This is a genomic window from Kiloniellales bacterium, from assembly GCA_030064845.1.
Lineage (GTDB): Bacteria > Pseudomonadota > Alphaproteobacteria > Kiloniellales > JAKSDN01 > JASJEC01.
In genome coordinates this window covers 45,298-71,379 of sequence record JASJEC010000018.1, presented here as the reverse complement: position 1 = coordinate 71,379, position 26,082 = coordinate 45,298, and the positions used below count along the sequence as shown (strand labels likewise).

Genomic DNA, 26,082 nt, shown 5'->3' with positions numbered 1-26,082 from the left:
TGACATTCACGGCGCGCTCCTGGCGGGAGCGGATTTGCGCCGGGGCCAGGAGCGGGAGGCGCCGTGGGGTTGGGCCCCACAAGGCCTTCCGCGACGCCGCCCCGGCGCAAATGCGCCCCGTCCCGAAGGGATCCGGCGAAATCGGCCTGCTGCCGCGTTGCTCCCAGAGACTGAGACTGGGGTCGAATATGCTCGGCATGTCCTTCCTTCTCGCGCCTAACAGCGGGCCGATTTCACTCGGACCAGGAGCCCGCCCTGAATGTCAACAGGCCCTAGTCCGGCAGGCGGATCAAGTGAACCTGGGTCACCGGCTTCTTGCCGGTCGCCCGAGCCAGCGCCCTCCTGACAGAGACCCGGGCCGCCTCGCCCAAGCGCTCGTCGCTCCGGCGCGCGCCCTTTGGCAGGCTTTCCAGCCCGTCGAACAGGGCGGCCACGACCTCGGCACGGATCTCGTCATCTTCCTCGCCGTTCAGAAGCCCTTGTATGGTGATTCGCGGCTCGTCGAGCAAGTGCCCTTTTTCGTCGACCACGAGGCTCACCATGGCCGAGCCGTTGAACATCAGACGCTGGCGCTCGCGCAGCTGCGGGCTGTTGGCCGGGATGATGCGGGTACCGTCGAGCACGACCCGGCCCGTGGGCACGTGGTCCAGCACCTCGGCGCCCTGGTCCGACAGCGCGATCAGCGTGCCGTTCTCGGCGACCACGGCCTCGGGTACCTGGCAATCCCGCGCCAGCTTCGCATGCTCGGCCAGGTGGCGCGCCTCGCCGTGCACGGGGATCGCGACCTTGGGCCGAACCCACTGGTACATCTGGGTAAGCTCCTCGCGCGCCGGATGGCCGGATACGTGGGTGAAGTGATCACGGTCGGTAATCACTGCAATGCCCTGACGCACCAGCTCGTTCTGCAGCGCCGAGATCGACTTCTCGTTCCCGGGAATCATACGCGAGGAGAAGATGACCGCGTCGCCCGGCTCGAGTGAGACCTCGCGGTGGTCGTCCCGGGCGATCCGCCAGAGGGCCGCGCGCGGCTCGCCCTGGCTGCCAGTGCAGAGCAGCAGCACCTCTTCGCGCGGCAGGTAGCCGAGATCCTTGTCGGACACCAGGGGCGGCAGGTCGCGGAGATATCCGGTCTCCACGGCCGCCTTGTAGATCCGGTGCATCGATCGGCCGACCAGGGCGACCCGGCGGCCGTGCTCGGCGGCGATGCGGATCACGGTTTCCAGGCGCGCCACGTTGGTCGCGAAGCAGGCCACGGCGACGCGGTTCTTCAGGCCGCCGATCAGTTCGGACAGGCTCTCCCGGACCTCGCCTTCCGAGCCCGAATCGCCCTCGACCATGGCGTTGGTCGAATCGCAGACCATGGCCAGGACGCCCTCCTCCGCAAGCGCCCTGAGCGCCGCCTCGTCGTAGTCGTCGCCGACCATGGGGTCGGGGTCGAGTTTCCAATCCCCGGTGTGGAGGACCGTCCCGAGGGAACAGCGCAGCACCACGGCGTTGGGCTCGGGGATCGAGTGGGTCAAGGTGATCAGTTCGATGTCGAAGGGCCCGACCGAGAAGCGTCCCGACATGGGGATCTCCGTGATCTCGGCCTCGTCCAGCAGGTCCGCGTCTTCCAGCTTGGCGCGCAGCACCGTCGCGGTGAAGGGCGTCGCGTAGATCGGGCAGCGCAGCCGGGGCCAGAGATAGGGAACCGCCCCGATGTGGTCCTCATGGGCGTGGGTCAGCACCAGGCCGGCCAGGTTGTCGCGGCGCTCCTCGATGAAGGCGATGTCCGGCATGATCAAGTCTATGCCGCTGGAGCGCTCGTCCGCGAAGGTGACGCCGAGGTCGACCATGACCCAGGCTCCGTCATGGCCGTAGAGGTTGAGATTCATGCCAATCTCGCCGGTCCCGCCCAGTGGAAGGAACCACAGATCGGCGCTTCCAGGTAAACCGGTCACGCGTCTTTCGCCTCGTTCGCTCGGTAGATCAGCTCGAGACCCCTCAGAGTCAAGTCGGGGTCGCTGGTGTCGATCGACCGGCAGGCCTCGGCGAAGATCGCCGAGAGGCCCCCGGTCGCGATCACCGTCATGGGCCAGCCGGTCTCGGCCTTGATCCGGGCGATCATGCCCTCGACCATATCGACGTAGCCCCAGAAGATTCCCGACTGCATGGCCGGCACGGTGGACTTGCCGATGACGGTCTCGGGCCGCACCACCGCGATGCGCGGCAGCTGGGCCGAGGCCATGGTGAGCGCCTCGACCGAGAGGTTGACGCCCGGCGCGAGCACGCAGCCCTCCAGTCCGCCGTCCTTGGCCACCACGTCGAAGCTGGTCGCGGTGCCGAAATCGACCACGATCAGCGGCCCGCCGTAGATCCGGTGGCCGGCCACCGCGTTGACCAGACGGTCGGCTCCGGCCTGCTGCGCGCGCACTTCGATCCCCAGCGTCACGTTGGCCGCGCCGACCACGAGCGGCTCTACCTCGAAGTAGCGCCGGCAGAGGGTCTCCAGTCCGTAGACCGCCGCCGGCACCACCGAGGCGATGATCGCGCCCTCGATGTCCTTCGGCGTGATGTCCTGAAGCGCCATCAGCTGGGTAAGCCAGACGCAGTACTCGTCGGGAGTGCGCTTGGGATCGGTCGTGGCGCGCCAGCGGGCTCTGAGGGCGCCGCTCTCGAAGACGCCCAGCACGACGTTGGTGTTGCCGATGTCGATCGCGAGCAGCATGGCCCTAGGCGCTTCGGCCGCCGAAGAAGACGTCGCCGGCGGTGACGCTGCGCGTCTCTCCGCCGGGAAGCTCGAGCCGCAGAGCGCCGTTCGGATCCAGGTCCTTGAAAACCCCTTCGAGCGTCTCGCCCGGCAGTCTGACCTCGATCGGCTCGCCGACGCCCTTGGCGTGACGGAGCCAGGCGGTCCGGATCGGCGCGAAGCCGTCCTCCAGCCAGCGGTTGGTCCAGCTCAGGAAGTGGCGCGAGAACGCCTCGAGCACGGCTTCCGGTCCCAAGTCGGGCGGCGCCCCCTCGAAGTGCAGGCTCGTTGCCGGGGGATCGAGATCCCGCGGATAGCTCTTCACGTTGATGCCTATGCCGAGCACCAGCCAATCCAGATCCCGATCGCCGGAAAGCTGGGCCTCGAGAAGAATCCCGCAGCCCTTGCGGTCGTTGAACAGCACGTCGTTGGGCCACTTGTAGCGGATCTCCACCATTGGCGGCACGACGCTGCCGAGGCCGTCGCCGACGCCGAGCGCGGCGACCAAGCTCAATTGAGCCGCCTCGGCCGGCGTGGTCTCCGGACGCAGGACAAGGGAGAAGGTCAGGTTCCCGGGCAGGTCGGTCCAACTCCGGCCGCGCCGGCCGCGCCCCTTGGTCTGCTCCTTGACCCAAACCAGCGTGCCGTCTTCGGCGCCCGACTTAGCCAAACGCATAGCCTCGTCGCTGCTGCTTTCCGCGCGGTCGAGCACGACCAGCCGGTAGGCCGGGGGAAGCTTCACGGTCGTAGCCGTGGCCGTCTCTCCCCTCATCCCGCCATGAGCGCGGCGGCGGCGACGCCGGCGCTGGTCACGAAGGGATTCAAGGCCACCGGAATGACCAGCATGGCCAGGCTGCTGCCGAGGATCACCAGCTTCAGTCCGCCGCCGAGCGGCGTGTCGAAAGCATCGGCGGGTTCGTCGAAGTACATGATCTTGACGATCCGCAGGTAGTAGAAGGCCGCCACCACCGAGGTCAGAACGCCGATCACGGCGAGAGTGTAGAGACCGGCCTCGACCGCGGACTGAAAGATTAGGAGCTTGCCGAAGAAACCGGCGAGCGGCGGGATACCCGCCATCGAGAACATGAGCATGCCCAGCGCCAGCGCCATCAAGGGGCTGGTCTTCGCCAGGCCCTTGAGATCGTCGATCTGCTCGACCATGAGGCCGTCCCGGCGCATGCAGAGGATGCAGGCGAAGACGCCTAGGTTCATCACGAGGTAGATCGCCATGTAGACGCCGATGGCGCCGATTCCCTTCTCGGTCCCCGTCGCCAGACCGATCAGCACATAGCCCATGTGGCCGATCGAGCTGTAAGCCATGAGCCGCTTGATGTTGCTCTGCATGATCGCCGCGAAGGCGCCGAGCGCCATGGAGCCGACGGAAATCACGATCACGACCTGCTGCCACTCTTCGAACAGGCCGCCGAACGGCCCCATCATGACCCGCACGAAGAGCGCCACGGCGGCGATCTTGGGGGCGGTCGCGAAGAACGCGGTGACCGGTGTCGGCGCCCCTTCGTAGACGTCCGGCGTCCACATGTGAAAGGGAACGGCCGAGACCTTGAACGCGAGACCGGTTATGACGAAAACCAAGCCGACGATCAGGCCGAGCGACGGCTCCGTGTCTGCGGTCAGGATCCGGGCCAGCTCGTCGAAGCTGGTCGTCCCGCTGAAGCCGTAGACAAGGGAGCAGCCGTAGAGCAGCATGCCCGACGAGAGGGCGCCGAGAACGAAGTACTTCAGCCCCGCCTCGCTGGAGCGCACCGTGTCGCGCCGGAACGCGGCGACGACATAGAGCGAGAGGCTCTGCAGCTCGAGACCCAGGTAGAGCGAGATGAGATCATTGGCCGAGATCATCATCATCATGCCCAGCGTCGCGAACAGCAGCAGCACCGGGAACTCGAAACGGGCCATCTGCTCGCGCTCGATATAGCCGAGCGACATGGCCAGGGTAAGGCCGGCTCCCAAGAGGGCGAGGATCTTCATGAAGGACGCGAAATCGTCCGACAGGTAGAGCCCGTCAAACGCCAAGACACGCCCTTCCGGCGCCTGCATTACCAGGATTACCGCGATCACCAGGATGATTTCGGTGAGCAGGATGATGAAGCGGACCGACTCCTCTTTCCGGAACACGCCGACCATGAGGAGCGCCATGCCGGCACATGCCAAAAAGGCTTCCGGGAGTGCGATCATGAGGTCTTGGGTATCGAACACGCCTGTCTCTTCCCTTACCGCACGGCGGCCGTCGCCAGTCGCGCCGCCTCGGCCTGCGCCAGCGCTGTCTCATAGTTCTCGACGATGTTCGCGACCGACGCGGACATGATCTCGAAGAAGGGCAGCGGGTAGATGCCCATCCAGAGAACGATGGCGATCAGCGGCGCGAACACGAGCTTCTCCCGCCACGAGAGATCCAGGATCGCCTTCAGGTCGTCTTTCGTCAGCGTGCCGAAGATGACCCGGCGATAGAGATAGAGCATGTAGGCCGCACCCAGCACCATCCCGGTGGTGCAGAGAAGCGCCACCCAGGTGTTGGCCTGGAATGCGCCGACGAAGACCAGGAACTCCCCGACGAAACCGCTCGTGCCCGGCAGGCCGACGGAGGCCAGCATGAACACCATGAAGAAGAGCGCATAGGCCGGCATGCGTTCGACGAGGCCGCCGTAGCGGGCGATATCCCGCGAGTGGATCCGGTCGTAGACCACCCCGACGACCAGGAACAGGGCGGCCGAAACGACGCCGTGCGACAGCATCTGGATCATCGCGCCCTCGATCCCCTGCTGGTTCGCGGCGAAGATTCCGACCGTGACCAGCCCCATGTGGGCGACCGAGGAATAGGCGATCAGTTTTTTCATGTCCTCCTGGGCCAGGGCCACCAGGGAGGTGTAGATCACCGCGATGACCGACAGCGGGAAGATGATCATCGGCGTGAAGAGAGCCGAGGCCTCGGGCAGCATGGGCAGCGAGAAGCGCAGGAAGCCGTAGCCGCCCATCTTCAGGAGAACGCCCGCCAGGATCACCGATCCCGCCGTGGGGGCCTCGACGTGGGCGTCGGGCAACCAGGTGTGGACCGGCCACATCGGTACCTTGACCGCGAAGGCGGCGAAGAAAGCGAGCCACAGCCACTTCTGCATGTCGGTCGGGATGTCGCTCGCCAGGAGCTCCGGGATATCGCTGGTCCCCATGGTCAGGTAGATCGCCAGGATGGCGATCAGCATCAGCACGGAACCCGTCAGGGTGAAGAGAAAGAACTTGAAGGCCGAGTAGACCCGGCGCGGCCCGCCCCAGACGCCGATGATCAGGAACATCGGGATCAGAACGCCCTCGAAGAAGACGTAGAAGACCACCAGATCGAGGGCGCAGAACATGCCGATCATCAAGGTCTCGAGCACCAGGAACGCGATCATGTATTCCTTGACCCGGACCTTGATCGCCTCCCAGCTCGCCAGGATGCAGATCGGCGTCAGCAACGTGCAGAGGAGAACGAAGGGCATGGAGATCCCGTCCACGCCCATCTGGTAGCTGATGTTCAGGCCCGGGATCCAGACCACCTGCTCGACGAACTGGAATTCGGCGGTCCCCCGTTCGAAATCGAACCAGATCCAGAGCGAGATCACGAAGGTGAAGACGGACGCGAAGAGGGCCGCCCTCTTGGCCTGGTCGGCAACCTCTTCTTCGCTGTCGCCCCGCACCAGCACGAAAATCAGCAAGGCGCCGAGCAAGGGCGTGAAGGTAATCGCCGAGAGCCAGGGGAGATGTTCGAACATGGCCGGTCAGCCCGCCGTCGCCAGGACGTACCAGGTCACGAGGCCGACCACCCCGATCAGCATGACGAACGCGTAGTGGTAGACGAAGCCGGTCTGCAGCCGGCCGGCCCGGCGCGCCAAGTCTATGGTCGCCGCCGCGATACCGTCGGGGCCGAGGCCGTCGATCAGGGCGCCATCTCCCGTCTTCCAGAAGGCGCGGCCGAGGACCTGCGCCGGCCGGACGAAGAGCGCGTTGAAAAGCTCGTCGAAGTACCACTTGTTAAGGAAGAAGAGGTAGAGCGGCCGGAAGCTCTGCGCGACGCGCGCCGGCATGCCGGGGCTCAGCTTGTAGAACCAGAAGGCCATGGCGATCCCGGAGACCGCGACCACCAGCGGCAGCCAGATGACCCAAATCGGCAAGCCGTGGTGGGCGGCTTCCAGCGAGTCGTTGGTCGGCAGCACCAAGAGCGAATCGCCCCAGAAATCCATCCGGCCGTCACCGATAAAGGCGTAATGGCCCAGAATGCCCCCGAAGATCGCGCCGAAGGCCAGCAGGAAGAGCGGCAGGATCATGACTTTGGGCGATTCGTGCACGTGGTCCCAGGTCTCCCTGTCCATCCGCGGCTGCCCGTGGAAGGTGAGATAGAGAAGCCGCCAGGAATAGAAGGCCGTCAGGAAGGCCGCCGCGACCGCCGCCCAGAAGGCGAAGGTGCCGTGGGCGCTGTGTGCTGCGAACGCAGCCTCGATGATGGCGTCCTTGGAGTGGAAGCCGGCGAAGCCGACGACATGCGGAATGCCGATGCCGGCCAGCGACAGGCTGCCGATCACCATGAGCCAGTGGGTCATGGGAATGCGCGACTTGAGGCCGCCCATCTTGCGCATGTCCTGCTCGTCGGAGACCGCGTGGATCACCGAGCCGGCGCCGAGGAAGAGGAGCGCCTTGAAGAAGGCGTGGGTCGCCAGGTGGAAGATCGCCGCGCCGTAGGCCGAGACGCCGGCGGCGAGGAACATGTAGCCGAGCTGGCTGCAGGTCGAATAGGCGATGACCCGCTTGATGTCGTTCTGGCAGAGGCCGATGGTCGCGGCGAAGAAACAGGTGATCGCGCCGACGTAGGTGACCAGTTCGAGGGCGACCGGCGCGTACTCGAAGATGGGCGAAAGCCGACAGACCATGAAGACGCCCGCCGTCACCATGGTCGCGGCATGGATCAGCGCCGAGACCGGCGTCGGCCCCTCCATGGCGTCCGGCAGCCAGGTGTGCAGGCCGATCTGAGCCGATTTGCCCATGGCACCGATGAACAACAGGATGCAGACGATGGTCAGCGCGTGGCCGTCGATGCCGAGGAAGACGAACTGAGCGTCCTGGTAGTCCGGGACGGCGGAGAAGACCTGGTCGAAGCTGACCGAGCCGAAGAGGAAGAAGGCGCCGATGATGCCCAGCGCGAAGCCCATGTCGCCGACCCGGTTGACCAGGAAGGCCTTGATCGCGGCCCGGCAGGCGCTCGGCCGATCGTACCAGAAGCCGATCAGCAGGTAGGACACCAGCCCGACGCCTTCCCAGCCGAAGAACATCTGCAGGAAGTTGTCCGCGCTGACCAGCATCAGCATGAAGAAGGTGAAGAGGCTGAGGTAGGCCATGAAGCGCGGGATCGACTTGTCATGCGCCATGTAGCCGATCGAATAGATGTGGATCATGGTGGAGACCACGGTGACCACGGCGAGCATGACCACGGTCAACGTGTCGAGCTTCAGGGCCCAGGAAAGCTCGAGGGTGCCGGAGTCGATCCAGGTGAAGAGCTCAGTGACCCGCGCGTTCTTGGCGATCGCGACGTCGTAGAACAGATAGACGCTGAGCAGCGCCGAGAGCCCCATGGCAATGCAGGTGACCAGCTGGGCGCCGCGGTCGCCGATGGCGCGGCCGAAGAAGCCCGCGACAAAAGCGCCGACCAGCGGCAGAAAGACGGCGACGACTTCCACGCTCAGCCCTTCATCATGTTGATGTCCTCGACCGCGATGGAGCCGCGGTTGCGGAAGTAGACGACGAGGATCGCAAGCCCGATGGCGGCTTCCGCGGCGGCCACGGTCAGGATGAACATCGCGAAGACCTGGCCCACCAGGTCCTGCAGGTGGGTCGAGAAGGCGACGAAGTTGATGTTGACCGCGAGCAGGATGAGCTCGATCGACATCAGGATGATGATCACGTTCTTGCGGTTCAGAAAGATGCCGAAGATCCCCAGGGTGAAGAGGATCGCGGCGATCGAGAGGTAGTGGGCCAGTCCGATTTCCAGCATCGCGTCTAGACCCCGCTTCCCGACGGCACGTCCTTCAGCTCGATGGACTTGCTGCGGTCGCGGTTCACCTGTTCGGCGATCGACTGGCGGCGCACGCCCTCGCGCTGGCGCAGGGTCAGCACGATGGCGCCGATCATGGCGACCAGAAGTACCAGACCGGCGGCCTGAAAGAGATAGACGTACTTGGTGTAGAGCACCTGACCCAGGGCCCGCGTGTTGTGGACCTGATCGATTGGCGGGATGGCGACCTGCGCCGCGCTGCCGACCTCGGGCGCCACGGCCCAGGTGCCCACCACCATGGCGAGCTCGACCAGCAGGATCAAACCGATCAAGCCGCCGACCGGCAGGTACTGCAGGAAGCCCTGGCGCAGCTCGACGAAGTTGATGTCGAGCATCATGACGACGAAGAGGAAAAGGACGGCGATCGCGCCGACGTAGACCAGGACCAGGATCATCGCCAGGAACTCGGCGCCCATGAGCACGAAAAGCCCGGCCGAGTTGAAGAAGGCGAGGATCAGGAACAGCACCGAATGGACCGGGTTGCGCGCCGAGATCACCATCACCGCCGCGGCCACGGCGACGAAGGAGAAGAGATAGAAGGCCAGCCCTTGGACGATCATGTCGAACTCACCGGTAGGGGGCGTCCTGCGCAATGTTCTGCGCGATCTCGTGTTCCCAGCGGTCGCCGTTCGCGAGCAGCTTCTCCTTGTTGTAGTAGAGCTCCTCGCGGGTCTCGGTGGCGAACTCGAAGTTCGGCCCCTCGACGATCGCATCGACGGGACAGGCTTCTTGGCAGAAGCCGCAGTAGATGCACTTTGTCATATCGATGTCGTAGCGCGTCGTGCGGCGGCTGCCGTCTTCGCGCGGCTCGGCCTCGATGGTGATCGCCTGGGCCGGACAGATCGCCTCGCACAGCTTGCAGGCGATGCAGCGCTCTTCGCCGTTGGGGTAGCGGCGGAGCGCATGCTCGCCGCGAAAACGCGGGCTCAAGGGACCCTTCTCGTAGGGATAATTCAGCGTCACCTTGGGCCGGAACAGGTAGCGCAAGGTCAGCGAGAGGCCGCCCAAGAGCTCGCTCAGGAGCAGGGAACGCAGGCCGCGGTCGATCATGCCCATGTCTAGAATCCCCTATCACTCGCGCCCCAGCGGGCTTCCGACCCCCTTCGGCCCCCGGCGGCTACCATAACCCACGCCAGGGGCATGACAAGACTTGGCCGCCCTTACCCCTGCGGCAGCCAGTCGAACGCAATCAGTGCCCCGGCGGTCACCACCACCCAGAGCAGAGAGAACGGCAGGAACACCTTCCATCCGAGCCGCATCAGCTGGTCGTAGCGGTAGCGGGGGAAGGTCGCCCTGACCCACAGAAAGACGAACAGGCAGAGCGCGATCTTCGCGGCGAACCAGACCGGCCCCGGTATCCAATTGAACGGCGCGATGTCCACGATCGGCAGCCAGCCACCGAGGAACAGGATCGTGGTCATCGCGCTCATCAGGATCATGTTGGCGTACTCGCCCATGAAGAAGAGCGCGAAGGACATGGACGAGTATTCGACGAAAAATCCGGCGACCAGTTCGGATTCGCCCTCCGGCAGGTCGAAGGGCGAGCGGTTGGTCTCGGCCAGGACCGATATGAAAAAGATCACGAACATCGGCAGCAGCGGCACGCAGAACCAGACGGTCTGCTGCGCCATTACGATGTCGGTCAGGTTCAAGGACCCGACGCAGAGCACCACGGTGATGATGACGAAGCCCATGGAGACTTCGTAGGAGACCATCTGCGCCGCGGACCGCAGGGCACCCAGGAAGGGGTACTTCGAGTTCGAGGCCCAGCCGGCCATGATCACACCATAGACAGCCAGGGACGAGATCGCGAAGAGGTAGAGAATGCCGACGTTGATGTCGGCCAGCACGAGGCCTTCGTCAAAGGGAATCACGGCCCAGCCGATCATCGCCAGGATGAAGATCAGCATGGGCGCGATCAGGAACACCACGACGTTGGAGCCGGCCGGCAGAATGGTTTCCTTGAACAGCAGCTTGACCGCGTCGGCGATCGGCTGCAGCAGGCCGAAGGGGCCGACCACGTTGGGCCCCTTGCGCAATTGCATGGCGCCGATGATCTTGCGCTCCGCGTAGGTCAGATAGGCGACCGCCAGCAGCAGCGGAACCAGGATCGCGACAATCTGCAGGACGATAATCCCGCCGGGCAGCGCATAGTCGGCGACGAAGGGATTGTCGAGCCACTCAGCCATGAGTGCCGGTCGCTTTCTCCGGGCGGTCGAGCAGCTCGGCGCTGCACCGCGCCATGGTCTCGGAGGCGCGGCTGATCGGATCGGTCATGTAGTAGTTCGTGATCGGAAGAACGAAGGGCGCCGGATCGATCGGCCCTTCGTGCCCGAAGGCGCCCCACGCTGCCGGCTCGATCTGGTCGATCGCCGCAAAGGCGGGATTGACCGCGATCAGCCGCTGGCGCAGCTGACCAAGGTTGTCGTACGGCAGAGTCTTGCCGAGCGTTTCAGACAGGGCCCGGAGAATGGTCCAGTCCTCGCGGGCGTCGCCCGGCGGAAAGGCCGCGAGACGGCCGAGCTGCACCCGTCCCTCGGTGTTGACGTAGGTGCCGTTCTTTTCCGTGTAGGCGGCGCCCGGCAGGATCACGTCGGCACGGTGCGCCCCGGCGTCGCCGTGATGGCCCTGGTAGATCACGAAGGCCTCGCCGAAATCGCCGGTCTCGAACTCGTCGGCGCCGAGCAGATAGACGGCCGAGATCTCGCCGGCGCGCGCGCCCGCCTTGATCCCCTCGATGTCCCGGCCGTTCTCGCCCGGCACGAAACCCAGCTCGAGGCCGCCCACGCGCGCCGCCGCGCGGTGCAGCACGTTGAAGCCGTTCCAGTTCTCGCGCACTAGGCCGCAGGCCTCCGCGAGCTTGCGGGCGAGCGCGAGAACGGCGGCTCCGTCGTGCCGGGCCAGGGCGCCGGCGCCGAGGATCATCATGGGGCGCTCGGCATTCTTCAGGGTCTGGGCGAAGCTCCCCGCGCCCTCGGCCAGCTCTTTCAGGGTCTCCGGCCCGGCGCCCAGGTAGTCGAACGCATAGGTCAGGTCGACCTGCTGCGGCCCGATCAGGCCGACCGCCAGGCCGCCTTGGAGGAACCGGCCGCGCAGGCGGGCGTTGATGATCGGCGCTTCCCAGCGTGGGTTGGTGCCGACCAGAAGCACCGCGTCGGCCTCGTCGATGCCGGCGATCGTGGTGTTGAAGCGGTATCCGGCGCGGCAGCCGGGATCGAGCTTGGCGCCGTCCTGGCGGCAGTCCAAATGCGGCGAGCCCAGGCCCGTCATGAGATCCTTCAGCGCCAGCATGGATTCGGCGTCGCAAAGGTCGCCGGCGACCGCGGCGACGCGCTCGCCGGGCAGCCCCGCGAGCTTGCCGGCGATGGCCTGGAAGGCCTGGTCCCAGGAGGCCGCCTCGAGCCGCCCCTCGGCGTTGCGTACGTAGGGCCGGTCGAGCCGCTGGCGCGCCAGGCCGTCGCAGGCGTAGCGCGTCTTGTCGGCGATCCACTCCTCGTTCACCGCCTCGTGGAGCCGGGGCAGAACCCGCATGACTTCGCGGCCGCGGCAGTCGACGCGGATGTTCGAGCCCACGGCGTCGAACACGTCGATCGAATCGGTCTTGCGCAGCTCCCAGGAACGTGCCGAGAAGGCGTAGGGTTTCGAGGTCAGCGCGCCGACCGGACAGACGTCCACCAGGTTGCCGGAAAGCTCCGAGTGGATCGCCTTCTCCAGGGTGGTGATCTCCAGGTGCTCGCCGCGGCCCAGCGCACCCATCTCCTCGATGCCGGCGACCTCGGTGCTGAAGCGGACACAGCGCGTGCAGTGGATGCAGCGCGTCATGATCGTCTTGATCAGCGGCCCCATGTGCTTGTCGGGCACCGCGCGCTTGTTCTCCTCGTAGCGGCTCCGGTCGAAGCCGTAGGCCATAGCCTGGTCCTGAAGGTCGCACTCGCCACCCTGGTCGCAGATCGGGCAGTCGAGCGGGTGGTTGATCAACAGGAACTCCATGACGCCGCGCCGCGCCTTCTTCACCGTATCCGTATCGGTGTGGATCACCATGCCCTCGCCGGCCGGCATGGCGCAGGAGGCGATCGGCTTGGGCGAGCGCTCCATCTCGACCAGGCACATGCGGCAGTTGCCGGCCACGGAGAGGCGTTCGTGGTAGCAGAACCGCGGGATCTCGACGCCGGCCAGCTCGCAGGCCTGGAGCACGGTTAGGCCGTTGGGCACCTCGATTTCGCGGCCGTCGATGGTCAGCTTGGGCATGCCCCTCTCCTACTCCGCGGCCGCCCGGCCCGCCTCCCGGTAGGTCTTGATCCGCCGCTCCAGCTCGGGCCGGAAGTTCCGGATCAGACCCTGGACCGGCCAGGCCGCCGCGTCCCCCAGGGCGCAGATGGTGTGCCCCTCGACTTGGTAGCTCACCTCGAGCAGCGTGTCGATCTCGTCGAGATCCGCCTTGCCTTCGATCATGCGCGTGAGGACCCGCCACATCCAGCCGGTTCCTTCGCGGCAAGGCGTGCACTGGCCGCAGCTCTCGTGCATGTAGAAATGCGAGAGCCGGGCGATCGCCGCGACGATGTCGGTCGACTTGTCCATGACGATGACCGCCGCCGTGCCCAGGCCGGTCTTGGCCTCGCGCAGGGAATCGAAGTCCATTAGAATGCTGTCGCAGGTCGGCTTGGGGATGCAGGGCACGGAGGAGCCGCCCGGGATCACCGCCAGCAGGTTGTCCCAGCCGCCGCGCACGCCGCCGGCGTGCTTCTCGATCAGCTCCCTAAGCGGGATGCCCATCTCCTCTTCGACATTGCAGGGCTTCTCGACGTGCCCCGAAATGCTGAAGACCTTGGTGCCGGTGTTCTTCGGCCGGCCGAGCCCGGTCCACCAGTCCACGCCGCGCCTCAGGATCTCCGGCACGACGGCGATGGTCTCCACGTTGTTGACTGTCGTGGGGCAGCCGTAGAGGCCGCAGGCCGCGGGAAACGGCGGCTTCAGCCGCGGCTGGCCCTTCTTGCCCTCGAGGCTCTCCAAGAGCGCGGTCTCCTCGCCGCAGATGTAGGCGCCGGCGCCGCGGTGCAGATAGACGTCGTAGTCGTAGCCCGAGTCGCAGGCGTTCTTGCCGATCAGCTTGGCCTCGTAGGCCTCGTCGATCGCCGCCTGGAGGTGCTGGGCCTCGCTGTAGAATTCCCCACGGATGTAGATGTAGCAGGCGCTCGCGCCCATGGCGAAACCCGACACAAGGCAGCCCTCGAGCAACCGGTGCGGGTCGTAGCGAATCATTTCCCGGTCCTTGCAGGTCCCGGGCTCCGATTCGTCGGCATTGACCACGAGGTAGGCGGGGCGACCGTCGCTCTCTTTCGGCATGAAGGACCATTTGAGCCCGGTCGGGAAGCCGGCGCCGCCGCGGCCGCGCAGGTCCGAGGCCTTGACCCGCTCGATGAGCTCGTCGCGGCCCAGCTCGAGCAGCTTCTTGGTGCCGTCCCAAACGCCGCGCCGCCGCGCGCCCGCGAGACGCCAGTCGTCCTGGGCGTAGAGATTGGTGAAGATCCGATCCTTGGGATCGAGCATCAGGCTTCTCCTCCGACGGGCTCCGAGCCCTTGCGGCCGACCTGGGAACCGCTCGGCACTTCCTTGCCGGCCCTGAGATCGTCGATGATCTCGACGATCCGCTCCGGGGTCAGGTCTTCGTAGTAGAGGTCGTTGATCTGGACCATCGGGGCGTTAGCGCAGGCGCCGAGGCATTCCACCTCGATGACCGAGAACAGGCCGTCGTCGCTGACCTCGCCCAGCTTGGTCACCAGCTTCTTCAGGCAGGCCTGCGTGATGCCGTCCGAGCCGCGCAGCCAGCACGGCGTGGTCCGGCAGACCTGGATGAAGTGCTTTCCGACCGGCTTGAGATTGAACATGGTGTAGAACGTCGCGACCTCGTGGACGCGGATCGGCGCCATCTCTAGCATCTGGGCGACGTACTCGATGGCCTCCGGGGTCAGAAGGTTGCCGTTCTGGCGCTGTGCCAGATCGAGCAGCGGTATCACCGCGCTGGCCTGGCGGCCCTCGGGATAGCGGGCGATGACCTTCTTCGCCTCGGCCATGGTCTCTTCGGTGTAGGCGAAGCCGGCCGCCTCGCTCTCGGGATAGCTGGTCACCCTCATCGGTCGATCTCGCCGAAAACGATGTCCATGGAGCCCAGGATCGCGACGCTGTCCGCGAGCATGTGGCCCTTGCACATGTAATCCATGGCGGAGAGGTGGGCGAAGCCCGGCGCCCGGATCTTGCACTTGTAGGGCCGGTTGGTCCCGTCGGCGACGAGATAGACGCCGAACTCGCCTTTCGGCGCCTCGACCGCGCTATAGGTCTCGCCGGGCGGCACGTGATAGCCCTCGGTATAGAGCTTGAAGTGATGGATCAGGGCCTCCATCGAGCGCTTCATCTCGCCGCGGTGCGGCGGCGTGATCTTGCTGTTGACCACCTGGACCGGCCCCTCGGGCATCTTCTCGGCGCACTGCTTCATGATCTCCACGCTCTGTCGCATCTCTTCCATGCGCACCAGGTAGCGATCGAAGCAGTCGCCGTTCTTGCCGACGGGGATCTGAAAGTCCAGCTCGTCGTAGCTCTCGTAGGGCTGCGACCGGCGCAGGTCCCAGGGCACGCCCGAGCCGCGCAGCATAGGCCCGCTAAGCCCCCAATCGTAGGCTTCCTCGGCCGACATCACCCCGATATCGACGGTCCGTTGGCGAAAGATGCGGTTGTCGCTCAACAGGTTCTCGAAATCGTCGATGATCTTGGGAAAGGTTTCGCAGAACTTCAGGATGTCTTCGAGCAGGCCGGCGGGAAGGTCCTGGTGCACGCCGCCCGGGCGGAAGTACGCGGCGTGCAGCCGCGCCCCCGACGCCCGCTCGTAGAACTCCATCAGCTTTTCCCGCTCCTCGAAGCCCCAGAGGATCGGTGTCATCGCCCCGACGTCGATGGCGAAGGTGGTGATATTGAGAATATGGTTGGCGATCCGCCCGATCTCGCAGTAGAGCATGCGGATGTACTGGGCACGCTTGGGCGGGCGGATGTCGAGCAGCTTCTCGACCGCGAGCGCGAAGGCGTGCTCCTGGTTCATCGGCGCAACGTAGTCGAGCCGGTCGAAGTAGGGTACGGCCTGGAGATAGGTCTTGTGCTCGATCAGTTTCTCGGTGCCGCGGTGCAGCAGGCCGACATGGGGATCGGCACGGTCGATCACCTCGCCGTCCATCTCCAGCACGAGACGGAGCACGCCGTGCGCCGCGGGATGCTGCGGTCCGAAGTTGAGCGTCAGCGGCTTGATCTGTTGGGCCTCTGCCATTAGGCGCCCTCCTCTCCTGCGGACTTCGCCTTCTCGTCGCCCGGCAGCTTGAGCATGCCTTCCCAAGGACTCATGAAGTCGAAGCTGCGGTACTCCTGTACCAGCTTGACCGGCTCGTAGACCACTCGCTTGCTCTCCTCGTCGTAGCGGACCTCGACGTAGCCGGTGAGCGGGAAGTCCTTGCGAAGGGGATGGCCCTCGAAACCGTAGTCGGTCAGGAGCCGCCGCAAGTCCGGATGGTCCGAGAAGAACACGCCGTACATGTCCCAGACCTCGCGCTCGAACCAGAGCGCGCTGCTGTACACCGCGGTCGCCGAGGGAACCTGGCTGTCCTCGTCCGCCGGCACCTTGATCCGAATGCGCAGATTGTGGGTCAGCGACAGGAGATTGTAGACGATCTCGAAGCGCTGTTCCCGGTCGGGAAAATCGACCGCCGTTATGTCGGTCAGCTGCTTGAACTGGCAGTTCTGGTCGTCTCGCAGGAACCGCAGCACCTTGATCAGCGCGTCGGCCTCGGTCCAGACCATGAGCTCGTCGTAGGCGACTTCGCTTCGGGCCGCATCTTCGGGCAGGGCCGCCGTTACGTACTCGCCCAGGTCGATCAGGGCTTGATTCATCGCCGTCGCCTCACTCGCTCTACCGTCGAACGACTCCGGTTATCGCGCGATACCGGCCTGACGGCGAATCTTCCTGTGCAGCTGCAGCACGCCGTAGAGCAGGGCCTCGGCGGTCGGCGGGCAGCCTGGCACGTAGATGTCTACCGGAACGATCCGGTCGCAGCCGCGCACGACCGAGTAGGAATAGTGATAGTAGCCGCCGCCGTTGGCGCAGGAGCCCATGGAGATCACCCAGCGCGGCTCGGGCATCTGGTCGTAGACCTTGCGCAATGCGGGCGCCATCTTGTTGGTCAGGGTACCGGCGACGATCATGACGTCGGACTGCCGGGGCGAGGGCCGGAAGACCATGCCGAAGCGGTCCAGATCGTAGCGGCTGCAGGCCGTGTGCATCATCTCGACGGCGCAGCAGGCCAGGCCGAAAGACATCGGCCACATCGAGCCGGTCTGCGCCCAGGCGGCGAGCTTGTCGAGCTGCGCAACGACGAAGCCCTTGTCCTCGAGCTCGACGGCGACCCGCCGCAGAACGGCGTCCTGCGCAGGACCCGGCGGCAGCGGCGTATCCGCGTCGAACGCTGTAGCCTTTACTCCCATTCCAACGCTCCCTTGCGCCACTCGTAGATGAAGCCCACGGTCAGGATGCCGAGGAAGACGACCATTGACCAGAAACCGAAAAGCCCGACGTCACCGAGCGCCACCGCCCAGGGAAACAGGAAAGCGACCTCGAGATCGAAGATGATGAAGAGGATGGCGACCAGATAGAAGCGGACGTCGAAGCGGCTGCGCGCGTCGTCGAAGGCCTCGAAGCCGCACTCGTAGGCCGAGAGCTTTTCCGAGTCCGGCCGCTGGCGCGCAACGATGAAGGCTGCGGCGACCATGAGGACGGCCATGGCGATGGCGATCGCCAGGAAGATCAGGATCGGCAGGTATTCTCTGAGCAGATCGTCCATCTCGGTCTCCGCTTCGCTTGCCGTCTGAATTGCACTTTCTACGGGCCCCACAACGACCGTGGATCAGGCGGCGGGCGCCCGGCGCCGCCTACCTTCGGAAAGTAAAAGGATTGCCGGTCCGGGTAAAGAAGCAAACGAGGCGCAGAGCCCTGTTCGGGCTGCGTTGCGATCTGTAGCGATGGGAGATTGTGGCGGGAGTGACGGGACTTGAACCCGCGGCCTCTGGCGTGACAGGCCAGCGCTCTAACCAACTGAGCTACACCCCCGAGGCGTCTCAGAGGCGCGTGTGTACTCTAGGGTCAGGGCACTGTCAACCTTCGCAGCATAGGTCTCGGCCGCGCGCCGATAGCGAGGCAGCCGGCGCCTCGCGTCGGCGCTGACTCAAAGATTGCCGCTAATCCATATAGATTATTAACCAAGCACCGCTAGCATCCAACTTGCCAAATATTCCTAGGAGGCGGCGTCGCCATGCAACCTCGCTCCATCGAACCGATTAAGATCCCGCCGGAGCCCAAGCAGACCGCCCTCCAGGAGCGGCGCCTGACCATGCGCCTCATGGCCCTCTGGCAGGATATCCGCCATGGACGCCCCTGCCCGCTCGCCGAGAGCTTCGACCCGGAGAAGGTCCCCGACCTCTGGCCGGACTGCTTCCTGCTGGAGCCGGCCGCGGAGTGGTCAGAATCGCGTTTCACGCACGTCGGAGACCGCCTCGCGGCCCTGTCGAACCTGACCAGGACAGACGTCACCCTCGATCAGGTCCCTGCCTCCACCCTCTTGTCGACCGCTCTGCGCTCGGCCGGCGACGTGCTAAGGGTCAAGCACCCGCTGCTCGACAGCGGTGAGTACCTCGACACTGGAGGCACACGCTACCTCTACCGTGCGATCCTGCTCCCCCTGGAAGCCAAGAACGGCAACATTGGATGCCTTTTGGGCGGCGCCCGACAGAAGGCCATCGAAGGCGTCGGCTGAAAAAAATACCCCGCCGAAACGATGGGGCATCGCGCGGCGGGGTAGCCAATCAGGGGTCTGCCCTCAGATGGGGCCATGAGAGCAAACCCCCGCGTCGGAACACTCACCTCCTAAGTCGGTTGCGTCGTTAACCATTCAATAAGGAAAGGGTTAACGAGCCGTTAACCAATCGCGGGAGGCGGCGACAGCGTTCAGGCGGCCTGGGGCCGGGAATTCGTTCAACGCTGGAAACGGCGGGTGGTGGGCGATGACAGGCTCGAACTGCCGACCCCCTCGGTGTAAACGAGGTGCTCTTCCAACTGAGCTAATCGCCCGTGCGCCGAAGGGCTGAGATGCCTTAGTTTACGGCCTCTTTCAAGCCCTTCCCCGCCTTGAAGCGGGGCTGCCGCGAGGCGGGAATGCGCATCGGCTCGCCCGTCCTGGGATTGCGGCCGTCCGATGCCCTGCGCTCGCTTACGGAAAACGCGCCAAAGCCGACGATTCGGACGTCCTGTCCGTTCTTCAGCGCGTCGGTGATTGCGTCGAACAGCCCGTCCACGGCCCGGGCGCTGTCCGCGCGCGAGAGCCCGGTACGCGCCGCCAAATCGGCGACCAGGTCGTTCCTGTTCACGGCAAGGTCCTTTCCGGTCGCCCTCAATGGGTCAGAAGACCGCCCCGCTCTCCCTCGTTCTGACCCGTGGGCACCGGCTCGACCGGATCGGGATCGCTCCAGTCGATCGCCGTCGGCTTTTCCGTCAGGGCGTGCTGGAGAACCTCATCGACCGAGTCAGTGGCGATGATCTTGAGGCCCCGCTTCACGTTATCCGGAATGTCCGCGAGGTCCTTCTCGTTCTCCTTGGGGATGAGAACCGTCTTGAGCCCGCCGCGCAGAGCCGCCAGGAGCTTCTCCTTGAGCCCGCCGATCGGCAGCACGCGTCCGCGCAGGGTGATCTCGCCGGTCATGGCGACTTCGCGCCGAACCGAGATCCCGGTCAACACCGAGACGATCGAGGTGACCATGGCGACGCCGGCCGAAGGGCCGTCCTTGGGCGTCGCGCCCTCTGGTACGTGGACGTGGATGTCCCGGTTCTCGAAAAAGGTCGGCTTGATCCCAAGATCCGCAGCCCGGCTCTTGATGAAGTACTCGGCCGCCTGGATCGACTCCTTCATCACGTCGCCGAGCTTGCCGGTCGACGTGACTTTGCCCTTGCCGGACACGGTGACCGACTCGATCTGCAGCAGCTCGCCGCCGACCTCGGTCCAGGCCAGGCCGGTCGCGACACCGACCAGGTCCTCGAGCTCGGCCTCGCCGAAGCGATAGCGCCGGACGCCCGCGAACTTCTCCAGGTTACGCCGGGTCAGCTTGACCGTGTCGGTCTTCCCGAGAGCGATCTCCTTGACCGCCTTGCGGACCAGATTGGCCACCTCACGCTCGAGGTTCCGGACGCCGGCCTCGCGCGTGTAGTAGCGGATCAAGTCGCGCAGAGCGTCTTCCGAGATCGACCACTCGGTCTTCTTGATGCCGTGCGCCTTCATCTGCTTGGTGATCAGGTGGCGCTTGGCGATCTCGACCTTTTCGTCCTCGGTGTAGCCCGGCAGCCGAATGACTTCCATGCGGTCGAGCAATGGCTGGGGCATCCTCAGCGTGTTCGCGGTCGTCACGAACATCACGTCGGACAGGTCGTAGTCGACCTCGAGGTAGTGGTCGTTGAAGGCGTTGTTCTGCTCCGGGTCCAAGACCTCGAGCAGGGCCGACGACGGATCGCCGCGCCAGTCGGCGCCCAGCTTGTCGACCTCGTCGAGCAAGAACAGCGGGTTCGACGACTTGGCCTTCTTCATGCCCTGAATGACCTTGCCTGGCATGGAGCCGATATAGGTGCGCCGGTGGCCGCGCACTTCCGCCTCGTCCCGCACGCCGCCCAGGCTCATGCGCACGAAGTTGCGACCGGTGGCCCGCGCGATCGACTTGCCTAGAGAGGTCTTGCCCACGCCGGGCGGGCCGACCAGGCAGAGGATCGGGCCCTTGACCTTCCGCATGCGCTGTTGCACCGCGAGGTACTCCAGGATCCGCTCCTTCACCTTCTCGAGCCCGTAGTGATCGGCGTCGAGCACCTTCTGCGCTTCCTTGATGTCCTTGCGCACCCGGGTCCGCTTCTTCCAGGGGATCGACAGCATCCAGTCGAGGTAGTTGCGCACCACCGTCGCCTCGGCGGACATCGGGCTCATGCTGCGCAGCTTCTTGATCTCGGCGGTAACCTTGTCGCGGGCTTCTTTGCTGAGCTTGGTCTTGTTTATCGTCTCTTCCAGTTCCGACAGCTCGTCGCGCCCGTCCTCGCCCTCGCCGAGCTCTTTCTGGATCGCCTTAAGCTGTTCGTTCAGGTAGTACTCCCGCTGAGTCTTTTCCATCTGGCGCTTGACGCGGTTGCGGATGCGCTTCTCGACCTGAAGTACCCCGATCTCGGCCTCCATGAAGCCGTAGACCTTCTCGAGGCGACCCTCGACGGTCTCGCACTCGAGCAGCTCCTGCTTCTCGGGGATCTTCAGAGAGAGGTGCGAGGCCACGGTGTCGGCCAGCTTGCTGGGGTCGTCGATCTGGTTGATCGACACCAGCACCTCCGGCGGGATCTTCTTGTTCAGCTTGATGTACTGCTCGAACTGCGTAACCACGGTACGGCCGAGCGCATCCAGCTCGCGCAGATCGCCGGCGCTGTCTTCCTGGATCTCGGCGTAGGCCTGGAAGAAGTTAGGGTTATCGGCGTACTTGGCGATCTTGGCCCGCTGGCCGCCCTCAACCAGTACCTTGACGGTGCCGTCCGGCAGCTTGAGCAGCTGCAGCACGGTCCCCACCGTGCCGACGGAATAGATGTCGGCTGGGCTGGGATCGTCCTGGGTGGCGTTCTTCTGGCTGACCAGCAAAATCTGCTTGTCGTCCTTCATCACGTCTTCAAGCGCTCGCACGCTCTTCTCGCGACCGACGAAGAGCGGCACGATCATATGCGGAAAGACCACGATGTCTCTCAGCGGAAGGACCGGAAACAGGTTGCCACGGGGAAGTTCTAGCATGTGTCCTCGAATGGATGGGCGAGTGTTGGAGGCTCGCACTGACTACGCGGCTCGGTGCGAAATGGATGTTTCGCCGCGTTAATCAAGGAGGTTGTAACCGAGGCCGACAAGTTCAAGGTACGGCCCGCGCCTCGCTCAGGCGCTGCTCCCGAGGTCTTCACGGCGGTCGGTGTAGATATAGAGCGGTTGGGCGCGCCCCTCGTCCACGACCTCGCGATTGATGACGATCTCCTCGACCCCTTCGAGCCCCGGCAGGTCGAACATGGGTTCGAGCAGGATGCTTTCCAGGATCGACCGGAGGCCACGGGCGCCGGTCTTTCGGGCGATGGCCTTTTCCGCCACCGCCTTGAGCGCGTCGTTCGTGAACTTGAGAGTCACGTCCTCCATCTCGAACAGCCGCTCGTACTGCTTGACCAGCGCGTTCTTCGGCTGGGTCAGGATCTCGATCAGCGCGTCCTCATCGAGGTCCTGCAGCGTCGCGACCACGGGAAGCCGGCCGACGAATTCCGGGATCAGGCCGAACTTCAGCAGATCCTCGGGCTCCACGTCCTTCAGGATCTCGCCGGTCTGGCGCTCGTCGGGCGCCCGCACGTCGGCGCCGAAGCCGATCGACGACCCCTTGTCCCGCTGGGCGATGATCTTCTCGAGACCGGCGAATGCGCCGCCGCAAATGAACAGGATGTTCGTGGTGTCGACCTGGAGGAACTCCTGCTGCGGATGCTTCCGACCGCCTTGGGGCGGCACCGACGCCACGGTACCCTCCATGATCTTCAGCAGCGCCTGCTGGACCCCCTCGCCGGAGACGTCCCGGGTGATCGAAGGGTTGTCGGACTTGCGGCTGATCTTGTCGACCTCGTCGATGTAGACGATCCCGCGCTGGGCCCGCTCCACGTTGTAGTCGGCCGCCTGGAGCAGCTTCAGGATGATGTTCTCGACGTCCTCGCCGACGTACCCGGCCTCGGTCAGGGTGGTCGCGTCGGCCATGGTAAACGGGACATCCAGGATGCGCGCCAGGGTCTGGGCGAGCAGCGTCTTGCCGCAGCCCGTCGGCCCGATCAGCAGGATGTTCGACTTCGCCAGCTCCACGTCGTTGTTCTTGGAGCCGTGGGCCAGACGCTTGTAATGATTGTGCACGGCAACCGAAAGTACCCGCTTAGCGTGACCTTGGCCGATCACGTAATCGTCGAGCACATTGCAAATATCGCGCGGTGTCGGAACCCCGTCGCGCGACTTAACCAGGGTGGTCTTGTGCTCCTCCCTGATAATATCCATGCACAACTCGACGCACTCATCACAGATGAACACGGTCGGGCCAGCAATCAACTTGCGCACCTCGTGTTGGCTCTTTCCGCAGAAAGAGCAATACAGGGTGTTCTTTGAATCGCCGCCGCTCGACTTCGTCATATCATTTCAACTCGAGCCCAGTTTTCGACGCGGTCATGTTAGAAAACGTGCTCCCGCCACACAATGACAAATATCCGTCCAGCATGGCTGATGCCCCTACGACCCGATACAGGCTAGCCGCGCGCGCTCAAAATTCCCTTAACGGAAGGACCTTGCCCGTTAAGGTAAAAACGAGCTGCGCTTAACCTTTTGATTTTCCGTTCGAATTGCCGTCCTCGTCCGAACCCGCATCGTCCGGCAGCTCGTGGCGCTCGACCACGCTGTCGATCAGGCCGAAATCCCTGGCCTCCTCCGGGGTCATGAACTTGTCGCGCTCCATGGCCTGGTCGACGTCGTCGACCGACTGGCCCGAATGCTTCGCGTAGATCTCGTTCAGCCGGCTGCGGGTCGCCAGGATCTCCTTGGCGTGGATCTCGATGTCCGTCGCCTGGCCCTGGAAGCCGCCTGAAGGCTGATGGATCATGATCTTCGAGTTCGGCAGCGCGAAGCGTTTCCCGGCGGCGCCCGCCATCAACAGCAGGGACCCTGCCGAGGCGGCCTGGCCGATGCACACCGTCGAGACGCCGGGGCGGATGTACTGCATGGTGTCGTACATGGCGAGACCCGCGGTCACCAGTCCTCCGGGGGAGTTGATATAGAAGGCGATGTCCTTCTTCGGGTTCTCCGACTCCAGGAACAGCAACTGGGCGCAGATCAGGCTGGCCACCATGTCGTTGATCGGACCGGTTAGGAAAATGATCCGCTCCTTCAGGAGCCGGGAATAGATATCGTAGGCCCGCTCGCCCCGATTGGTCTGCTCGACCACCATGGGAACCAGGGTATTCATCATCAGATCGCGTGGATCGCTCATGAACCTCGTCGCCTTCGCTTAAGCGCGCCTCTCGGCGCCTGGTGAACGCCCCCTCGCCCGGCGGCTCGCCGGACTATCCCTCCTCCTTCTTCGCCTTCGGCGCGGCCTTCTTCTTCGCCGGCTTCTTCGGCTTCGCTTCCTCACCGCCCTCGATCTCGGCGCTCTTGTTCAGCTCCTCGAGCGTCACGGTCTTGTCCTCGACCTTGGCCAGGGCGGTGATGAAGTCGACGACCTTATCCTCGAAGACAGGCGCCCTCAGGCGCGCGGCGGCCTCCGGGGTATTCTTGAAGAACTCGAACACCTCGCGCTCGCGCCCCGGGTGACGCCGGATCTCTTTCTCCATCTCCCGGTTCATCTCGTCCTGGGTCACGTCGATGCCGTTGACCCGGCCGACCTCGGCCAAAAGCAAGCCGAGACGGACTCGCCGTTCGGCGATGGTTCGATACTCTTCCTTCAGCGCCTCGTCGTCCTTGCCGACGTCGTCGGGATCGAGCCGGCCCTGCGACCGGGCTTCCTCGAACTGGGCCCAGATCGTCTCGAACTCGGCGTCGAGCATGCCCGCGGGAACCTCGAAGTCGTGCCCCTCGGCCAACTTGTCGAGCAGCGCGCGCTTCATGTGACCGCGGCAGAGCTCGTCGTAGTCCTGCTCGATCTGCTGTCGAACCTTGCCGCGCAGGCTCTCCAGGTTCTCCTCACCGAGCGAGGTTGCCAGCGCGTCGTCGATCGGCGCCGGCACCGCCTGCAGGATATCCTTCACCGTAACCGCGAAAATCGCTTCCCGGCCGGCCAGCTGGTCGTTCATGTAGGCGTCCGGGAAGGTGACCTTGACATCGACCTGGGCACCGGTGTCGACGCCGATCAGCTGATCCTCGAAGCCTGCGATGAAACTGTTCGAGCCGAGCTCGAGGTGGTGGTCCTCCGCGGCCATTCCCGGAAAGGCTTCGCCGTCGACCGTCCCCTGGAAATCGATCACGAGGACGTCACCCGACTCCGACTTGCGCGGCTTGTCGAGCGCCTTGGTGTCCTTGCGCGAAGCGGCGATCTGCTCGAGCGCCTGCCCGATCTCGGCGTCCTCCACCGCGATCTTGGGCCGCTCGATGGCGATCTCGGAGAAGTCCATCATCTTGATTTCCGGCAGGACCTCGATAGCCATGGTGTATTCGAGATCCTTGCCTTCGTCGAACGAGACGATTTCGATTTTCGGCTGTACCGCGGGCCGGAGGCCGCGCTCGGAGATGGTCTGGTTCGAGCTGTCGTTGACCGCCCGCTCCACGATCTCGCCCATGACCGACGGTCCGAAACGCTGTTTCAGAACCTGGAGCGGCACCTTTCCCGGCCGGAACCCCGGCAGGCGTGCCTGCTGGCCTACTTCCTGCAGCCTATGCTCGACCTTCTCCGCGATCTCGGCTGCGGTGATGACGACTTTGTACTCGCGCTTCAAGCCGTCCGCTTGCGTTTCCGTAACCTGCATGAAGGATGCGGCCCCTCCGCCCCGTAGCTGTTCGTTGAATAGTGTTGGCACTGCCCGAAGGCCGCGCGCCCAGAGAGCGGCGAGGCTGGTGCGGGCGGAGGGACTCGAACCCCCACGAGTTGCCTCACCAGGACCTAAACCTGACGCGTCTGCCAGTTCCGCCACGCCCGCGCGGGCCCGTCAAGGCGGCGGTGTATAACACGCCGCCCTGGCCCTCACAAGCCGTGCGGCGCACGGTTATAGAGCGGTCAGAAGGGGGTCGTCAGGCTGGGGGGCGAAAGCGAAAAACGAGAACCGCCGAAGTCCAGGGACCGGCGGAATGCGCGGTCAGGCCTTGACGGGGTCGACCGCCTCGCAGAAGTGGTCTTTGAAGGTTTCCAGGTTGAGCGTGCGGCAGGCTGCGAAACGGTTGTGGCGAACCTGGCTCTGCTCGACCAGAACCTCATAGCGCACGTGCGGAATGCCCATGGAGTCGGCTTCGACTTCTACGACCTTGGCGGTTTCCACCACGTTGCCCGGCCCGTGGTGACGATAGATGGCGCCGACCTTGATCTCCGGGCCGGTCTTGTTGGACCGTCCCGACCGGAAGAATTGGCCTACCGTTGCACTGAGCATGGCCTCGATCCCTAACTTTCGGCGTCGTGCCTTGTT

24 protein-coding genes and 3 tRNA genes are annotated in these 26,082 nt (G+C 64.8%); 1 reads left to right on the top strand and 26 read right to left on the bottom strand.

Features of this window, described 5'->3' with window-relative positions; genetic code table 11:
* Positions 1 to 272: 272 nt before the first annotated feature.
* The 18 genes from QNJ67_09380 to QNJ67_09295 all read right to left on the bottom strand — a co-directional run bounded on the left by QNJ67_09380 (position 273) and on the right by QNJ67_09295 (position 17,961).
* Positions 273 to 1,874, bottom strand: coding sequence for a ribonuclease J (locus QNJ67_09380; GenBank protein ID MDJ0609175.1), 1,602 nt, complete (start codon positions 1,872 to 1,874; stop codon positions 273 to 275).
* 62 nt (positions 1,875 to 1,936) lie between these two features.
* A complete protein-coding gene (locus tag QNJ67_09375; GenBank protein ID MDJ0609174.1) occupies positions 1,937 to 2,707 on the bottom strand; it encodes a type III pantothenate kinase in 771 nt (256 codons plus the stop codon).
* Between the two features lie 4 nt (positions 2,708 to 2,711).
* Positions 2,712 to 3,470: a biotin--[acetyl-CoA-carboxylase] ligase gene (locus QNJ67_09370; protein ID MDJ0609173.1), complete on the bottom strand. Its 759-nt coding sequence runs from the start codon at positions 3,468 to 3,470 to the stop codon at positions 2,712 to 2,714.
* 26 nt (positions 3,471 to 3,496) lie between these two features.
* Complete coding sequence (gene nuoN, locus QNJ67_09365; GenBank protein ID MDJ0609172.1) at positions 3,497 to 4,921, bottom strand: NADH-quinone oxidoreductase subunit NuoN; 1,425 nt, start codon at positions 4,919 to 4,921, stop codon at positions 3,497 to 3,499.
* Between the two features lie 35 nt (positions 4,922 to 4,956).
* Positions 4,957 to 6,492: an NADH-quinone oxidoreductase subunit M gene (locus tag QNJ67_09360; GenBank protein ID MDJ0609171.1), complete on the bottom strand. Its 1,536-nt coding sequence runs from the start codon at positions 6,490 to 6,492 to the stop codon at positions 4,957 to 4,959.
* 6 nt (positions 6,493 to 6,498) lie between these two features.
* Positions 6,499 to 8,448 (bottom strand): NADH-quinone oxidoreductase subunit L, encoded by a 1,950-nt coding sequence (gene nuoL / locus QNJ67_09355; protein ID MDJ0609170.1) that lies wholly within the window; start codon positions 8,446 to 8,448, stop codon positions 6,499 to 6,501.
* Positions 8,449 to 8,450: 2 nt separating this feature from the next.
* Entirely contained in the window at positions 8,451 to 8,762 is a 312-nt protein-coding gene (gene nuoK, locus QNJ67_09350; protein MDJ0609169.1) for an NADH-quinone oxidoreductase subunit NuoK, read from the bottom strand.
* A gap of 5 nt (positions 8,763 to 8,767) precedes the next feature.
* On the bottom strand, positions 8,768 to 9,382 hold the full coding sequence (locus tag QNJ67_09345; protein MDJ0609168.1) for an NADH-quinone oxidoreductase subunit J: 615 nt from the start codon (positions 9,380 to 9,382) through the stop codon (positions 8,768 to 8,770).
* A gap of 7 nt (positions 9,383 to 9,389) precedes the next feature.
* Positions 9,390 to 9,878 carry an NADH-quinone oxidoreductase subunit NuoI gene (gene nuoI, locus QNJ67_09340; GenBank protein MDJ0609167.1) on the bottom strand — a complete coding sequence of 163 codons (489 nt, stop codon included), beginning with the start codon at positions 9,876 to 9,878 and terminating at the stop codon, positions 9,390 to 9,392.
* A gap of 104 nt (positions 9,879 to 9,982) precedes the next feature.
* Entirely contained in the window at positions 9,983 to 11,011 is a 1,029-nt protein-coding gene (gene nuoH / locus QNJ67_09335; protein ID MDJ0609166.1) for an NADH-quinone oxidoreductase subunit NuoH, read from the bottom strand.
* Positions 11,004 to 13,070, bottom strand: coding sequence for an NADH-quinone oxidoreductase subunit NuoG (gene nuoG, locus QNJ67_09330; protein ID MDJ0609165.1), 2,067 nt, complete (start codon positions 13,068 to 13,070; stop codon positions 11,004 to 11,006). The genes nuoH and nuoG overlap by 8 nt, the downstream gene beginning before the upstream one ends.
* 9 nt (positions 13,071 to 13,079) lie before the next feature.
* Positions 13,080 to 14,369: an NADH-quinone oxidoreductase subunit NuoF gene (gene nuoF, locus QNJ67_09325; GenBank protein ID MDJ0609164.1), complete on the bottom strand. Its 1,290-nt coding sequence runs from the start codon at positions 14,367 to 14,369 to the stop codon at positions 13,080 to 13,082.
* Positions 14,369 to 14,953, bottom strand: a complete 585-nt coding sequence (gene nuoE, locus QNJ67_09320; protein ID MDJ0609163.1) for an NADH-quinone oxidoreductase subunit NuoE — start codon at positions 14,951 to 14,953, stop codon at positions 14,369 to 14,371. Before nuoE ends, nuoF begins: the two co-directional genes overlap by 1 nt.
* Positions 14,950 to 16,131: an NADH-quinone oxidoreductase subunit D gene (locus QNJ67_09315; GenBank protein ID MDJ0609162.1), complete on the bottom strand. Its 1,182-nt coding sequence runs from the start codon at positions 16,129 to 16,131 to the stop codon at positions 14,950 to 14,952. The genes nuoE and QNJ67_09315 overlap by 4 nt, the downstream gene beginning before the upstream one ends.
* Positions 16,131 to 16,748 (bottom strand): NADH-quinone oxidoreductase subunit C, encoded by a 618-nt coding sequence (locus QNJ67_09310; GenBank protein ID MDJ0609161.1) that lies wholly within the window; start codon positions 16,746 to 16,748, stop codon positions 16,131 to 16,133. Before QNJ67_09310 ends, QNJ67_09315 begins: the two co-directional genes overlap by 1 nt.
* A gap of 39 nt (positions 16,749 to 16,787) precedes the next feature.
* Entirely contained in the window at positions 16,788 to 17,339 is a 552-nt protein-coding gene (locus QNJ67_09305; protein ID MDJ0609160.1) for an NADH-quinone oxidoreductase subunit B family protein, read from the bottom strand.
* The gene (locus tag QNJ67_09300; GenBank protein MDJ0609159.1) at positions 17,330 to 17,695 is read right to left on the bottom strand and encodes an NADH-quinone oxidoreductase subunit A; all 366 of its coding nucleotides are present in this window, start codon (positions 17,693 to 17,695) and stop codon (positions 17,330 to 17,332) included. Before QNJ67_09300 ends, QNJ67_09305 begins: the two co-directional genes overlap by 10 nt.
* 189 nt (positions 17,696 to 17,884) lie before the next feature.
* Positions 17,885 to 17,961, bottom strand: a tRNA-Asp gene (locus tag QNJ67_09295).
* A gap of 202 nt (positions 17,962 to 18,163) precedes the next feature.
* On the opposite strand from QNJ67_09295, the gene QNJ67_09290 reads away from it, so the two are divergent.
* Positions 18,164 to 18,664 (top strand): PAS domain-containing protein, encoded by a 501-nt coding sequence (locus QNJ67_09290; GenBank protein MDJ0609158.1) that lies wholly within the window; start codon positions 18,164 to 18,166, stop codon positions 18,662 to 18,664.
* Positions 18,665 to 18,902: 238 nt separating this feature from the next.
* On the opposite strand, the gene QNJ67_09285 is transcribed toward QNJ67_09290, so the two are convergent.
* The 8 genes from QNJ67_09285 to QNJ67_09250 form a co-directional block, all read right to left on the bottom strand.
* Positions 18,903 to 18,978 (bottom strand) — tRNA-Val (locus QNJ67_09285).
* Positions 18,979 to 19,001: 23 nt separating this feature from the next.
* A complete protein-coding gene (locus QNJ67_09280; protein MDJ0609157.1) occupies positions 19,002 to 19,274 on the bottom strand; it encodes an HU family DNA-binding protein in 273 nt (90 codons plus the stop codon).
* 23 nt (positions 19,275 to 19,297) lie between these two features.
* The gene (gene lon, locus QNJ67_09275) at positions 19,298 to 21,706 is read right to left on the bottom strand and encodes an endopeptidase La (GenBank protein ID MDJ0609156.1); all 2,409 of its coding nucleotides are present in this window, start codon (positions 21,704 to 21,706) and stop codon (positions 19,298 to 19,300) included.
* Between the two features lie 135 nt (positions 21,707 to 21,841).
* Positions 21,842 to 23,110, bottom strand: a complete 1,269-nt coding sequence (clpX, locus tag QNJ67_09270; GenBank protein ID MDJ0609155.1) for an ATP-dependent Clp protease ATP-binding subunit ClpX — start codon at positions 23,108 to 23,110, stop codon at positions 21,842 to 21,844.
* A gap of 181 nt (positions 23,111 to 23,291) precedes the next feature.
* Complete coding sequence (gene clpP, locus QNJ67_09265) at positions 23,292 to 23,960, bottom strand: ATP-dependent Clp endopeptidase proteolytic subunit ClpP (GenBank protein MDJ0609154.1); 669 nt, start codon at positions 23,958 to 23,960, stop codon at positions 23,292 to 23,294.
* Positions 23,961 to 24,033: 73 nt separating this feature from the next.
* Positions 24,034 to 25,431: a trigger factor gene (gene tig, locus QNJ67_09260; protein MDJ0609153.1), complete on the bottom strand. Its 1,398-nt coding sequence runs from the start codon at positions 25,429 to 25,431 to the stop codon at positions 24,034 to 24,036.
* Positions 25,432 to 25,517: 86 nt separating this feature from the next.
* Positions 25,518 to 25,602 (bottom strand) — tRNA-Leu (locus QNJ67_09255).
* A gap of 156 nt (positions 25,603 to 25,758) precedes the next feature.
* Positions 25,759 to 26,046 (bottom strand): hypothetical protein, encoded by a 288-nt coding sequence (locus QNJ67_09250; protein MDJ0609152.1) that lies wholly within the window; start codon positions 26,044 to 26,046, stop codon positions 25,759 to 25,761.
* Positions 26,047 to 26,082: the final 36 nt, after the last annotated feature.

What these genes read in the sequence shown, in the direction of transcription:
- QNJ67_09380 (MDJ0609175.1), bottom strand. Translation starts at nt 1,874, where the DNA reads ATGAATCTCAACCTCTACGGCCATGACGGAGCCTGGGTCATGGTCGAC.
- QNJ67_09375 (MDJ0609174.1), bottom strand. Translation starts at nt 2,707, where the DNA reads ATGCTGCTCGCGATCGACATCGGCAACACCAACGTCGTGCTGGGCGTC.
- nuoN (MDJ0609172.1), bottom strand. Translation starts at nt 4,921, where the DNA reads ATGATCGCACTCCCGGAAGCCTTTTTGGCATGTGCCGGCATGGCGCTC.
- QNJ67_09360 (MDJ0609171.1), bottom strand. Translation starts at nt 6,492, where the DNA reads ATGTTCGAACATCTCCCCTGGCTCTCGGCGATTACCTTCACGCCCTTG.
- nuoK (MDJ0609169.1), bottom strand. Translation starts at nt 8,762, where the DNA reads ATGCTGGAAATCGGACTGGCCCACTACCTCTCGATCGCCGCGATCCTC.
- QNJ67_09345 (MDJ0609168.1), bottom strand. Translation starts at nt 9,382, where the DNA reads ATGATCGTCCAAGGGCTGGCCTTCTATCTCTTCTCCTTCGTCGCCGTG.
- nuoI (MDJ0609167.1), bottom strand. Translation starts at nt 9,878, where the DNA reads ATGGGCATGATCGACCGCGGCCTGCGTTCCCTGCTCCTGAGCGAGCTC.
- nuoH (MDJ0609166.1), bottom strand. Translation starts at nt 11,011, where the DNA reads ATGGCTGAGTGGCTCGACAATCCCTTCGTCGCCGACTATGCGCTGCCC.
- nuoG (MDJ0609165.1), bottom strand. Translation starts at nt 13,070, where the DNA reads ATGCCCAAGCTGACCATCGACGGCCGCGAAATCGAGGTGCCCAACGGC.
- nuoF (MDJ0609164.1), bottom strand. Translation starts at nt 14,369, where the DNA reads ATGCTCGATCCCAAGGATCGGATCTTCACCAATCTCTACGCCCAGGAC.
- nuoE (MDJ0609163.1), bottom strand. Translation starts at nt 14,953, where the DNA reads ATGAGGGTGACCAGCTATCCCGAGAGCGAGGCGGCCGGCTTCGCCTAC.
- QNJ67_09315 (MDJ0609162.1), bottom strand. Translation starts at nt 16,131, where the DNA reads ATGGCAGAGGCCCAACAGATCAAGCCGCTGACGCTCAACTTCGGACCG.
- QNJ67_09310 (MDJ0609161.1), bottom strand. Translation starts at nt 16,748, where the DNA reads ATGAATCAAGCCCTGATCGACCTGGGCGAGTACGTAACGGCGGCCCTG.
- QNJ67_09305 (MDJ0609160.1), bottom strand. Translation starts at nt 17,339, where the DNA reads ATGGGAGTAAAGGCTACAGCGTTCGACGCGGATACGCCGCTGCCGCCG.
- QNJ67_09300 (MDJ0609159.1), bottom strand. Translation starts at nt 17,695, where the DNA reads ATGGACGATCTGCTCAGAGAATACCTGCCGATCCTGATCTTCCTGGCG.
- QNJ67_09290 (MDJ0609158.1), top strand. Translation starts at nt 18,164, where the DNA reads ATGCAACCTCGCTCCATCGAACCGATTAAGATCCCGCCGGAGCCCAAG.
- lon (MDJ0609156.1), bottom strand. Translation starts at nt 21,706, where the DNA reads ATGCTAGAACTTCCCCGTGGCAACCTGTTTCCGGTCCTTCCGCTGAGA.
- clpX (MDJ0609155.1), bottom strand. Translation starts at nt 23,110, where the DNA reads ATGACGAAGTCGAGCGGCGGCGATTCAAAGAACACCCTGTATTGCTCT.
- clpP (MDJ0609154.1), bottom strand. Translation starts at nt 23,960, where the DNA reads ATGAGCGATCCACGCGATCTGATGATGAATACCCTGGTTCCCATGGTG.
- tig (MDJ0609153.1), bottom strand. Translation starts at nt 25,431, where the DNA reads ATGCAGGTTACGGAAACGCAAGCGGACGGCTTGAAGCGCGAGTACAAA.
- QNJ67_09250 (MDJ0609152.1), bottom strand. Translation starts at nt 26,046, where the DNA reads ATGCTCAGTGCAACGGTAGGCCAATTCTTCCGGTCGGGACGGTCCAAC.